At 71.9% G+C, this 12,409-nt stretch carries 9 protein-coding genes; 2 read left to right on the top strand and 7 right to left on the bottom strand.

Translation table 11 applies throughout. The features are described 5' to 3' along the window. Nucleotides 1-37: 37 nt before the first annotated feature. The 7 genes from rnc to QNO09_RS12585 all read right to left on the bottom strand — a co-directional run bounded on the left by rnc (nucleotide 38) and on the right by QNO09_RS12585 (nucleotide 7,459). The gene (gene rnc, locus QNO09_RS12615) at nucleotides 38-889 is read right to left on the bottom strand and encodes a ribonuclease III (RefSeq protein WP_502962286.1); all 852 of its coding nucleotides are present in this window, start codon (nucleotides 887-889) and stop codon (nucleotides 38-40) included. Nucleotides 890-896: 7 nt separating this feature from the next. Beyond that, complete coding sequence (gene rpmF, locus QNO09_RS12610) at nucleotides 897-1,070, bottom strand: 50S ribosomal protein L32 (protein WP_007493396.1); 174 nt, start codon at nucleotides 1,068-1,070, stop codon at nucleotides 897-899. A gap of 2 nt (nucleotides 1,071-1,072) precedes the next feature. Then, the gene (locus tag QNO09_RS12605) at nucleotides 1,073-1,717 is read right to left on the bottom strand and encodes a YceD family protein (protein WP_283970219.1); all 645 of its coding nucleotides are present in this window, start codon (nucleotides 1,715-1,717) and stop codon (nucleotides 1,073-1,075) included. A gap of 128 nt (nucleotides 1,718-1,845) precedes the next feature. Further along, complete coding sequence (locus QNO09_RS12600; protein ID WP_283970218.1) at nucleotides 1,846-2,916, bottom strand: F0F1 ATP synthase subunit B; 1,071 nt, start codon at nucleotides 2,914-2,916, stop codon at nucleotides 1,846-1,848. 121 nt (nucleotides 2,917-3,037) lie between these two features. Continuing rightward, nucleotides 3,038-3,517, bottom strand: a complete 480-nt coding sequence (coaD, locus tag QNO09_RS12595) for a pantetheine-phosphate adenylyltransferase (RefSeq protein ID WP_283970217.1) — start codon at nucleotides 3,515-3,517, stop codon at nucleotides 3,038-3,040. 26 nt (nucleotides 3,518-3,543) lie between these two features. Beyond that, nucleotides 3,544-4,131: a 16S rRNA (guanine(966)-N(2))-methyltransferase RsmD gene (gene rsmD / locus QNO09_RS12590; RefSeq protein ID WP_283970216.1), complete on the bottom strand. Its 588-nt coding sequence runs from the start codon at nucleotides 4,129-4,131 to the stop codon at nucleotides 3,544-3,546. Nucleotides 4,132-4,216: 85 nt separating this feature from the next. Next, on the bottom strand, nucleotides 4,217-7,459 hold the full coding sequence (locus QNO09_RS12585; RefSeq protein ID WP_283970215.1) for a helicase-related protein: 3,243 nt from the start codon (nucleotides 7,457-7,459) through the stop codon (nucleotides 4,217-4,219). 186 nt (nucleotides 7,460-7,645) lie between these two features. Between QNO09_RS12585 and QNO09_RS12580 the strand changes: the two genes are divergently transcribed. Further along, nucleotides 7,646-9,484, top strand: coding sequence for an HSP90 family protein (locus QNO09_RS12580; RefSeq protein ID WP_283970360.1), 1,839 nt, complete (start codon nucleotides 7,646-7,648; stop codon nucleotides 9,482-9,484). Beyond that, on the top strand, nucleotides 9,481-12,399 hold the full coding sequence (locus QNO09_RS12575) for a tetratricopeptide repeat protein (RefSeq protein WP_283970214.1): 2,919 nt from the start codon (nucleotides 9,481-9,483) through the stop codon (nucleotides 12,397-12,399). Before QNO09_RS12580 ends, QNO09_RS12575 begins: the two co-directional genes overlap by 4 nt. Nucleotides 12,400-12,409 lie beyond the last annotated feature (10 nt).

Below are 12,409 nucleotides of genomic sequence, written 5' to 3'. Positions count from 1 at the left end.
GCGCTGTACACCTGCCGCCCGGTGCGGGGCGGCGGGGTCAGCCGTCGACGGCGGCGTCGACGGCTTCGTGGGCGGCCTGAGCGGCTGCCGCCTGCGTCGCCTCCGCGGCTTTCGCCGCCTTGGCGCGCTCGTCCGCCGCGGCCCGGATGGACCGCCATGCGGACTCGGCGGCTTGCTGCTCCGCCTCCTTCTTGCTGCGGCCGGTGCCGGTGCCGTACGAGACGCCTCCGACGCGGGCGGCAGCAGTGAAGGTCTTCTCGTGGTCGGGTCCGGTCTCCGTGACCAGGTACTCGGGAACGCCGAGCCCCTCGGTCGCGGTGAGCTCCTGGAGACTGGTCTTCCAGTCCAGGCCGGCTCCGAGATTCGAGGACTTCTCGATCAGGGGATCGAACAGGCGGTGCACGAGCTCCGCCGCCGAGTCCAGGCCCTGGTCGAGGTAGACCGCGCCGATCACCGCTTCGAGGGTGTCGGCGAGGATGGACGCCTTGTCCCGGCCGCCCGTGCCCTCTTCACCCCGGCCGAGCCGGATGAAGGAGCCCAGGTCGAGCCCGCGGCCCACTTCGGCGAGTGCACGCGAGTTGACCACCGCGGCCCGCAGTTTGGCCAGTTGGCCTTCCGGCAGGTCGGGGTGGGTGCGGTACAGCGTGTCCGTGACCACGAGGCCGAGGACGGAGTCCCCGAGGAACTCCAGGCGCTCGTTGGTCGGCAGACCGCCGTTCTCGTATGCGTACGACCGGTGGGTCAGTGCGCGCACCAGAAGGGCGGACTCGAGCTTGTAGCCGAGCCGCCCTTCCAGAAGCGTGTGGGACGAGGCCTGGTTGTTGTCCGCCGGAGCACTCCCGCTCACACGGGAAGACTTGTTCTTAGGCGTGGACACAGTGCCTCTCACCAGCCGCTCAGACCTCGAGGACCTGGCGCTTGTTGTAGGTGCCGCACGACGGGCACGCGATGTGCTGCAGCTTGGGCTCGTGGCAGCGCTCGCACGCAACCAGGGTGGGGACCGCAGCCTTCCACTGCGACCGGCGGTGGCGCGTGTTGCTGCGCGACATCTTCCGCTTCGGAACAGCCACGGCTACTTCTCCTGCTTCTCGTCGACGCCCGCTTCGGCGCCGCTCATCTCGTCCTTCTCGCCGTCCTTCATGGTGCCGGCGAGTCCCTGCAATGCCGCCCAACGAATGTCGACGGCGTCGTGGTGGTGGTCCGGGTCGTCCGCCAGCCGCGCGCCGCATTCGGCGCACAGACCGGGGCAGTCTTCCCGGCACACCGGCTGCATCGGCAGTGCGAGCACCACCGCATCACGCAGCACGGGCTCGAGGTCGAACAAGCCGTCCTCGAGGAAGAGCATGTCCTCGTCGTCCTCGGCGTCGTCGCCCGGTTCCGCGATCACGCGGCCCCGGTCGTCGGCGTCAGGGTACGAGAACATCTCCTGGAAATCCGCTTCGAGCTGCTGCTCGAGCGGCTCCAGACACCTTACGCACTCCCCTTCGGCCGCGGCACGGGCGGTGCCTGTGACGAGCACCCCTTCCATGACCGACTCCAGGCGGAGTTCGAGCTCCACCGGGGCGCCTTCCGGCACTCCGATGACTCCCTTGAGACCGAGGTCGCTGGGGGCGTCGACCGTGCGGGTCAGGCGCTGCAGCGCACCAGGCCGCCGGCCCAGCTCGTGTGTGTCGAACACGAGGGGGTTGCGGTGGTCGAGGCGGGCGTTCAGAGCCATTCCTGCTTTCGATCCGTGAAACTCGGGGAACCGCCGCCCTTCGGTGTTCCGGGCAGCTTTGATCGCGGACGTACGCGCGACCGAAGAGCCAGGATACTGGACCATTCGCTGTCGGCCCAATCCGGTGCTCAGCCCTGGCCGCGGCCCTGCTCGTAGGCGCGCAGCTGCTCGGCGCTGATCATGCCGGTGTCGAAGAGGCTGGTCTCGTCGAGGGCGTACCCCTGCTGGGCCTGCTGCGCCTGCTGCTGGGCCTGTTGCTGGGCCTGCTGGGCCTGGTGCGGGTCGTAGGCGGCCTGCTGGGGGTCGTAGCCCTGGTAGGCGTAGGGATCGGCCTGCGGGTAGCCGTACTGGTCCTGCTGCGCGGCGTAGGCCTGCTGCGGGTAACCCGCGTACGGGTCGGGCTCCTGCTGCTGGTCCTGGTAACCGTACGCCGGCTGCGGCTGCGCGTAGTCCTCCTGCGGCGCGGGCCGCTCGGCCGGGGGCTTCTCCGTGAGTCCGGCCAGGTCGGCGAGGTAGTCGGCGTCGCTGGAGTGCTGGACGGTGCTCGTGTCGAGGGCGCCGAGGTCGTCGGTGGCGATCCGGCCGTGCAGCTTCTGCCGGCCACGGCCGACCGCCTCCAGGGTCTTGGCGAGGACCGCCTCGAAGGCGCCGAGCTTGACGTCGACGTACTCGTCGGCGCTGCGGCGCTGGGTCTCCGGGTCGTGGCTGCGCTCGGGGGCGTCCTCGTCCTCGTAGCCCTGCTCGTCGGTGCCGGGGCCGGTGCCCAGGAGCTTCTCGCGGCCACGGCCGACGGAGCCCAGGGTCTTGGTGAGGACGACCTCGAAGTTGGCGAGCTTGGAGTCGACGTACTCGTCGGCCTCGGCGCGGATCTCCTCGGCCTCCTGGCGGGCCTCGGCGAGGATCCGGTCGGCCTCGGCCTGGGAGCGGCGGGCGATCTCGGTGCCGGAGATCAACGAACCGCGCTCGGCGTGCGCGCTCTCGATGATCCGCTGAGCCTCCTGGCGGGCCTGCTCGACCATCTGCTCACGGCCGCCGATCAGCTCCTGCGCCTGGGCGAGGGAGTCGGGCAGGGCCGCGCGCACCTCTTCCAGCATCGCGAGCAGGTCGGCGCGGTTGACCACGCATGAGGCCGACATGGGCATGGACCGGGCGCCGGAGACCGCGGAGACGATCTCGTCGAGCTTCTTCTGCACGTCCACCGTGTGCTCGCCACTCTCTACAGATGCGTTGGAGACGGACGGGACGACTGTACGGCCCTGAGGCCGCCTCGGGACACCGGGTGACGGGCAGTCAGGACCCCGAGGGAGGGCCGGGGCGCCCTCAGTCCTTCCGCAGGCGCTCGGTGAGCTCCTGGAGGACCTCCGCCGGGACCAGGTGGGAGACGTCACCGCCCCAGGTCGCGACCTCCTTGACCAGGGAGGACGACAGGAAGCTGTAGGTGGGGTTGGTGGGGATGAAGAGGGTCTCCACGCCCGAGAGGCCGTTGTTCATCTGGGCCATCTGCAGCTCGTAGTCGAAGTCGCTGACGGCGCGCAGGCCCTTGACGATGGCGGGGATGTCGCGCTGCTTGCAGAAGTCGACGAGCAGGCCGTGGAATGCCTCCACGCGGACGTTGCCGTACTCGGTGGTGACCCGGCGGATCAGGTCGATCCGCTCCTCGATCTCGAACAGGCCCTTCTTGGCCTGGTTGATCATCACCGCGACGTAGACCTCGTCGTAGAGCCTGGAGGCGCGGGAGATGATGTCGAGGTGTCCGTTGGTGATCGGGTCGAACGACCCGGGACAGACGGCGCGGCGCACTTGTGATCCCTCGCTCTCCGGTCCGGTCATCGTGCGTCTTCGCACGTAGAGGCGGCGCGACCGTACCAAAACGTTCCCTCGCCGTAGCGACGGGCCCGGAGGGGTTCGAAACCCTCGGGCCACCGGAACGCACCGCCTCTGGTGCTGCGCTCCACGGTGACGAGGGCTTCCCCGGTGAGCCAGCCCTCCATGCGGAGTGTGAGGAGGATCTCCCGAAGATCGTCGTCCGGGACGGCGTACGGCGGGTCGAGGAAGACGAGGTCGTACGGGTCACCGGGGGGTGGCGTGCGGATGATCTGTTCCGCTTTGCCTGGTCTGACCTCCGCACCGGGGAGCCCGAGGCTCTTCACGTTCTCGCGGAGCGTGCGGACGGCTTTGGCGTCGGTCTCCACGAGGAGGGCGTGACCGGCGCCCCGGGACAGGGCCTCCAGGCCCACGGCCCCCGAACCGGCGTAGAGGTCGAGGACGCGTTCGCCTTCCAGGGGGCCGCCGAGGAGCGACTGCCAGGTGGAGAAGAGACCTTCGCGTGCGCGGTCGGAGGTGGGACGGGTGCCGGTGCCCGGGGGCACGGCGAGTCGACGTCCGCCGGCTGTGCCGGCGATCACGCGGGTCATTTTCGGTCCTTGATCGTGGGCGGCTTTCGTATCAGTGTCGTTGGTCGCGCGGTTCCCCGCGCCCCTGAAGGCGAGTGGGTCACCCTCACCCCTTGTCCAGGTACTGCTCCCTCTCCTCGTCCAGCAGGGCGTCGAGCGCCGTGCGCAGGCCGGGCAGGCCGGTCAGCTCCGGGTCGGCCGCCACCACCGCGGTCGCCTCCTGCCTCGCCTCGGCGATGATCTCCTCGTCCTCGATGACCGCGAGCATCCTCAGGGAGGTGCGGGCGCCCGACTGGGCCTGGCCGAGGACGTCGCCCTCGCGGCGTTGTTCGAGGTCGATGCGGGACAGTTCGAAGCCGTCGAGGGTGGCGGCGACCGCGCCCAGGCGCTGGCGTGCCGGGCTCGCCTCGGGCATCTCGGTGACCAGGAGGCACAGGCCGGGGGCCGACCCACGGCCCACGCGACCGCGGAGCTGGTGGAGCTGGGAAACGCCGAAGCGGTCGGCGTCCATGATCACCATGGCGGTGGCGTTGGGGACGTTGACGCCGACCTCGATGACCGTCGTGGCGACCAGGACGTGGGTCTCGCCGGCGGCGAAGCGGCGCATGACGGCGTCCTTGTCGTCAGGGTGCATCCTGCCGTGCAGGACCTCCACCCGGAGGCCCTGGAGGGGGCCCTTGGACAGTTGGTCGGCCACCTCGAGGACGGCGAGCGGCGGGCGCTTCTCCGCGGCGTCCTCCGGGGGCTGCGGAGCCTTCTTCCGGCCGGCCTTCTTCGGGTCGTCCTCCTCGTCGCCGATGCGGGGGCAGACGACATAGGCCTGATGGCCGTTCTCCACCTCCTCACGGACCCGCTCCCACGCGCGGGACAGGAAGTGGGGCTTGTCGGCGGCCGGGACGACATGGCTGGCGATCGGCGAGCGTCCGGCTGGGAGCTGGTCCAGGACGGAGGTCTCCAGATCGCCGAAGACGGTCATGGCGACCGTGCGCGGGATGGGGGTGGCCGTCATGACCAGGAGGTGCGGGGGCTGTTTGCCCTTGCCGCGCAGGGCGTCGCGCTGCTCGACGCCGAAGCGGTGCTGTTCGTCGACCACGACCAGGCCCAGGTCGTGGAACTGCACCTTGTCCTCGATCAGCGCGTGCGTGCCGATGACGATGCCGGCCTCGCCGGTGGTGAGGTCGAGCAGGGCGTGCCGCCGGGCGGCCGTCCCCATGGAACCGGTGAGCAGCACCACCTTCGTGGCCTGCTCGGACCCGCCCAGCATGCCGCCCTCGGCCAGCTCGCCCATCATCTCGACGATGGACCGGTGATGCTGCTGAGCGAGCACTTCGGTGGGCGCGAGCATGGCGGCCTGGCCGCCCGCGTCGACCACGGCGAGCATGGCGCGCAGCGCGACCATGGTGTTGTGGGTGACAGTGAAGTTGTCCGTGACGTAGGCACGGCTGGGGTGGGCGACGCTGATGCACTGGACGGGCTTCCGCCCCACGTACTCGACCGCCCGGATGCCGCGCCGGAACGTGTTGTACTTCGGCCTTGGGCATACACGTTCGGCTTTGCGGGTGAGCCGGAACGGGGCGTGCGCGTCCGGTAGGGACACCTGCACGTTGTACGCGGCCTTCTTCGGCAGCACGCGTGCCCGGCCACCCAAAGAGCGCACGAGCCATGCGACGTCCTCCGCGAGCCGGCGTGAAGCCGAGCAGAGGGAGATGCTCATGCCATCGGCCTGGACGGTGCCGTCCGTGTCCAGAAGCCCTTGCAGGACGGCGAGACGGTCCTTGATCGAAGCGTTCTTGAAAGCCGGAGGGACGAACTTGTCGTGGGACGTCCTTCCCCAGAGGCCCAACTCGCGCAGGACCTGGATCACCGGGTTGCGCACACCTCCGGCACGTTGCTTGAGCTGGATCGTGTAGTCACAGTGTGAGCCCTTCACCGGTACCAGCAGGCAATCGGGTGCCACTGCCGCCGCCACCGCCTCACGGATCTCGTCGTCGATGGTGGAAAGACGGAGATTGTGGCGGAATGAACCATCTCCCAGCAGCAGCCCGATCAGATAAGGGTCGAGGGGCAGCCCGGCGTCGCGACCGAGGTCGACCGGCTTCGCAGGCGGGATGTACCACTTCGAGGACCCGTTGGCCTTGAACGTGTCGAGACGGATCTCCCGGGTCGTCATGACCTTGGGAGTCTGGCCACGGTGCCAACCACAGCTCGTGCCGACGATCCAGAGATGCTCGTCGTCGCACTCGACGGAACTCCCGTCGGACAGGACCAAGCGCCACACATCGCGCTCACCCTGCGGGAAGACGCCATCGATCAGCCCGATGTCTCCGTCCGGCACCACCACCTCGTCACCCACCCGCAGATCTCCCATGCGGCGGAAGCCCAAAGGCGTGAGCACCTGCGCGTCGAGGGGCTGGGCCTTGCCCGAACCGACCTCCCCCTGCAACAGCCGGTGCATCGGATGGCTCGTGGCCAGGTCGTCGAAAATCTCGCGGGAGACGCGCTGCTGGCCGTCGGTGAGGGTGAAGGGGAGGCGGGCGTCGAAGGCGGTGAGGAGGCCGTCGGGGGCGGGCTTGCGGGGGACGGCGGGGAGTAGGGCGTCCGCGTGGCGGCGGCGGGCCAGGGCGACCTGGAGGACGAAGGCCTCGTCCCACTTGAGGCGGGAGCGGGCGTCCTCGATGTCCGCCTTGGTGTGCGGGCGGTGGATCTTGAGGAGGGCCTCGGGGAGGGGCACCAGGCCGCGGCCCTGACGCAGGGTGTCGGGGAGCGGGTCGACGGCCTCCTGGGCGGTGGGCAGGACCGTCTGGATCGCCTTGCCGATCTTCCAGGACTCCAGCTTGGCGGTGGCGGGGTAGATCGGGATCAGGGCGCCCGCCCAGGTCTCGACGGACTCCTCCGGGTCACCGCGCAGCAACTCGTAGGCCGGGTGCGCGAGTTGGAGGCGGCGGTTGAAGACGGAGACCTTGCCGGCGAACATCGCGCGGGTGCCCGGCAGGAGTTCCTTGTGGGGCTTGTGGACTCCGGCGCCGAAGAAGACCAGTTGGAGCCGGCCGCTGCCGTCCGTGATCGTGACCTCCAGGCGCTGGCCCTTGCCGCGCGGGGCCTTGGCGGAGGCGAAGGTGTGCAGGCGGGCGTCGGCGACCTGCGCGACCACCGTGACGTGCTCGTCCATCGGAAGGTCGGCGAGGTGGGTGAGCTGGCCACGCTCCTCGTATCTGCGCGGGTAGTGGTGGAGGAGGTCGCCGACGGTGAGCAGGCCGAGGTGCTCGGCCATCACCTTCGCGGTGGCGGGGCCGAGCACCGACTTCAGCGGTTGGCGCAGGGGTTCTTCCAGTGCGGGCACGAGATCCATTGCACACCACGGCACTGACAATGGCTTCCAGGCCGCGGCGGATCGCCGTAAAGATCCCGGAAACCCCTGGTCAGGCGGCTCGTTCGGGCCCTAGGATGACGCGCTCCCGGCCCTTCTTCGCGGTCACCGCCCCACCGGGACCGCCCGACCCCGCGCCGTCGCGAGTCCCCCACCGGCGCCGTGATGATGGACTCCCAGAGCTCACCGGCATCCCAGCCCTCCCCGCCGTCCCCTCCACCTCATACGTTCCAGGTCGACCTGCGTGGTCTGGTGGACCTGCTCTCCCAGCACCTCTACTCCAGTCCGAAGGTCTATCTGCGCGAGCTGCTGCAGAACGCCGTGGACGCCATCACGGCCAGACGCGCGGACGAGCCCGGCGCCCCTGCCCGGGTCCGGCTGTACGCGGAGGGCGGCGCCCTGCGCGTCGAGGACACCGGCGTGGGGCTCACCGAGGCGGACGTGCACAGCCTGCTGGCCACCATCGGGCGCAGTTCGAAGCGCGCCGAGGGGCTTCAGGAGGTCCGGTCCGGCTTCCTCGGGCAGTTCGGGATCGGGCTGCTGGCCTGTTTCGTCGTCGCCGAGCGGATCCGGGTCGTCAGCCGCAGCGCCCGTACGCCCGGGGCGCCGCCGGTGGAGTGGACGGCGTCCGAGGACGGTTCGTACACCGTGCGGACGCTGCCGGACGCCGAGCGGCCCGAACCGGGCACCACCGTGCATCTGGTGGCCCGGGCGGGCGCCGCGGAGTGGTTCGCGCCCGGGCGGGTCGAGACGCTGGCCCGGGACTTCGGCTCGCTGCTGCCGTACGACGTGCGGGTGGGAGACGAGGCGGTCACCGATCTTCCGGCCCCGTGGGACCGTCCGTACCCGGGTCCGGCCGCCCGCCGCGTCGCCCTCGCCCGGCACTGCCACGAGCTGTTCGGCTTCACCCCGCTGGACACGATCGACCTGTCCGTGCCGCTGGCAGGCATCCGCGGGGTGGCCTTCGTGCTGCCCTCAGCGGTGAACCCGGCCCAGCGCGCGGGTCACCGCGTGCATCTGAAGGGCATGCTGCTGACCGAGCGGGCCGAACAGCTGCTGCCCGACTGGGCGTTCTTCGTGCGCTGCGTGCTCGACACGGACAGCCTGCGGCCCACGGCGTCACGCGAGGCGCTGTACGAGGACGAGACGCTGGCCGGTGTGCGGGAGGCACTGGGCGAGCGGATCCGGGCCTGGCTGACGGGGCTGGCGGCCGGTGACCCGGAGCGGTTGGCCGCGTTCCTGTCGGTGCACCACCTGGGTGTGAAGTCGCTGGCCCGGCACGACCGGGAGATGCTGCGCACGATGCTGCCGTGGCTTCCGTTCGAGACGACCGGCGGGCGGCTGTCCCTGGAGGAGTTCGCGCAGCGGTACGCGGTGGTGCACTTCACGCGGACCGTCGAGGAATACCGGCAGGTCGCGCCGATCGCGTCCGCGCAGGGCATCGGCGTGATCAACGGCGGTTACACGTACGACGGCGAGCTGATCCAGGCGCTGCCGTCGGTGCGGCCGGGCACGGTGGTCGCCGAACTGGACGCGGAGACGGTGACCTCGCACCTGGACGCGGTCGACCCGGCCGAGGAACTGCGCCTGTCCGGCTTCCTGGCGGCGGCCCGGGCCCGGCTCGACCCGCTCGGCTGTGACGTCGTCCTGCGGGCCTTCCACCCGCTGTCCCTGCCCGCGCTGCACCTCGACGACCGGGACGCCCGGCACGAGCAGGCCAGGGCGGACGCCGAGGCGCAGGCCGACGACCTGTGGGCGGGCATCCTCGGCTCCCTGCGCGGCAGCGCCCCCCGCGCGCGTCTGGTGCTGAACCATCTCAACCCGCTCGTGCGGCGGATCGCCGCGCTGCCCGACCCGGAGCTGATCGGCACCGCCACGGAGTCGCTGTACGGGCAGGCACTGCTGATGGCACAGCGGCCGCTGAGGCCGGCCGACTCGGCGCTGCTCAACCGCGCGTTCGTCGGCCTCCTGGAGTGGGCCACACACAGCGAGGACGGTCGGGCATGAGCGAGATCCCGGACTTCGACGCGTTGCGCGAGGCGATGGCGGAGAACGCCGGGCGGCCGGAGGGGCCGGCCCGCAACGCGCGCGCGGAGCAGCTGCTGACGGCGGCCGAGAAGCTGAACATCCCGCTCGCCGTGATCGAGGCGCTCGGCCATCAGCTGAAGGTCTACAACTACAGCTCCGAGAAGGGGAAGATGTTCGTCCCTTTCGCCCGGCTGCTGCGCATGTGGGACGAACGGCCCGAGGACTTCGACGCGTACGAGACCCACTCGCTGCACTGGGTCTTCAAATGGGTCTCGGCCGGCATGCTGGACCAGCCGCACATCCCGCTCGCGTCGATCGAGAAGTGGCTCGGCGAGATGGAGCACCGCTACCGACTGGCCGGGCACTCCGAGCGGGCGGTGCGCAGCGCCGAGCACAGTGTGGCCGCGCATGTCGGGGACGTGGCGCGGGCCGAGCGGGCGTACGCGGCGTGGCTGGCCGCCGACCGGGACAGCATGGCGGACTGCCATGCCTGCGAGCTGCACGGTCAGGGCTGGTGGCAGGCGGAGCGGGGGCGGGACGCGCAGGCCCTTGAGCTGTGGCGGCCGGTGCTGGAGGGCGAGTACGCCTGCGCCCACGAACCGCACTCGGCCCTCGCGTCGTCCCTGGTGCCGCTGCTGCGGCTGGGCCGCTTCGACGAGGCCCGCGCCCACCACCTGCGGGGCTTCCGGCTCGTCCGGGCGATGGAGAGCATGCGCGGGGCATACGCGGAGCACGTGGAGTTCTGCGCGCTGACCGGCAACGAGGCTCGGGGCCTCGAACTGCTCGCGGAGCGGCCGGCGTACTTCACCGGTGACGGGCATCCGCAGAGCAGGCTGGACTTCATGAGCGTGGTGGCCCTGCTCATGGACCGCCTCACCGGGCTCGAGCTGGGCGAGCGGCAGGTGCCGGGCCCGGCCGGCCGGGAGTGGACCGCCCGCGAACTCGCCGCGCACGCGCGCGGGGAGGCCCTTGCCCTGGCGGCGCGCTTCGACGAGCGCAACGGCACCCCGCACGTGAGCGAACGGGCACGCGCGCGGATGGCGCGGCGACCGCTGGTGGAACGGCTGCCGCTGGGGCTGCGGTCGGTGCGGCGGTCGCCCCTGCCCGCTCCCCCCGCGGCTCCGGCCGCCGTCACCGGGCAGCCGGATCTGCCCGTCCTCCTGGCCGAGGCGCGGCGGCTGTCGGACACCCTGCGGCCGGGAGCCGTGGAGGCCTGGGCGGCGGTCGCCGAGACCGCTCGGGGTGTCGAACTGGATCCGCGTGACCGTGCGGAGATGGCCGACCACGAGGCGATGTCCCTCGGCCCCGAGGGCGTCGCCCTCTTCGAACGGGCCGCGGATCTCTACTCGGAGGCGGGCGATCCGGGTGAGGCCCTCGCGGCACGCGCGCGTGGGGCGTACGTCCGCGCGCTCGCGGGCGACGTGGACGGGGCCGTCGAGGCGGTGGCGGGTCCGTACGACGAGGTCCGCGCGCTGTACGCCGCCGACGGCACGGGGATACGGCAGACCGCGGCCGTCGTGATGAGCCGGGCGCGGATCCTGACGCGGCGGGCGCACGCCGGCGAGGGCGACAGCGCGGTGCGGGCCGCGGCCGAGGCGGCCGTGCGGGAGGTCCTCGCGCTGGTCGACGGCCGGGCCGGGGAGGACGTGCGGCTGGCCGCGCGGGCCGCCGAGGCCCGGGCGATGCTCGGGGAGCTGGCGGGGCTCTCGGGGGACCTGGAGAGGGCCGCGGAGCTGTTCGCCCGGGGCGCGGCGGCGTTCGTCGCGGCGGGGCTGCCGTGGTTCGCGGTGGAGTACGAGGCCCGGCTGGCCTCCCTGGCCCACCATCTCGGCGACACGGCGGAGGCGGAGCGGGCGCTGCGGGCGGCCCTGGAGCACGGCGGAGCGGAGCTGGAGGCGCCGGGACGGGCCCAGCTGCACCTCCAGCTCGCCGAGGTCGTCGGTGGCCGGGGCGATGCCGTGGAGGCCGCCCGGCACGCCCTGGAGGCGGCGCACTGGGCCGACGAGGCGGGCGAGACGGCGACGCTGGGCGCCTGGGCGCGACAGCAGCTCGGCGGCCATCTGCTGCGGCAGGGGCGGTGGGCCGAGGCCGCGGAGGTGCTGGAGTCGGCGCTGCCGGACCTGACAGCGGAGACTCACGGCGACGGGGCCGTCGTGCAGACGCAGTGGTGGCTCGGTGACTGCCTGAGCGAGCTCGGCGAGCACCGCGCGGCCGCCGAACGGCGCCTGCGGGCCGCCGAGATCGCCCGCCACTGGCCCGAGCAGCACGACCACGCGACCCTCGCCCACCTGGCCGGGGAGTCCCTCGGGCAGGCCGGGCTGCCCGCGGAGGCGGACCGGGCCTACGCGCGCGCGGGCGACCTGTGGCGCGACCTCGGCGACACGACCGGCCTGGTCCGCTCCCTGCGGGCCCGCGCCTGGCTGGCGCTGGACGCGGAGGACAGGCCGGGAGTGGCACGGAACCTGATGGCGGACGCGGTGCGGGAGTGCGAGGCGGCCCGGGACGCGGCGTCCGACGGGGAGTCCCGGCAGCAGCTCGTCGCCGAACTGGGTCATACCCACGGACAGTTCGGCGATCTGCTGGTCCGCTCCGTCTCCGAGGACGCGGAAGGCCCCGTGGATCGAGCCGTGTTCGAGGAGGCACTGGCTCAGGTGGCGCGATCGGCCGAGGTGTTCGCCTCTCTCGGGGACGACGCCCTGCACAGCCGCACCGGAGCGGAACTCGCGGCGGGCCGGCTGGAGGCCGACCTGGGCCGCACGGCCGACGCGATGGCACGCGCGCGTGCGGTGCTGGCCGCCTACGAGGGGCGCGGTGCCGGTGAGGACGATGTGGTGCGGGCCCGGCGGCTGGAGGCGGAGGAGCTGCTCCGTCTGCCGAGGCGGCGGCCGGACTGAGGGGGCCGGT

It is taken from the genome of Streptomyces sp. 378, assembly GCF_030124145.1.
Classification (GTDB): domain Bacteria; phylum Actinomycetota; class Actinomycetes; order Streptomycetales; family Streptomycetaceae; genus Streptomyces.
The sequence above is the reverse complement of the archived record's forward strand: the minus strand, read 5'-3'. Positions and strand labels throughout refer to the sequence as shown.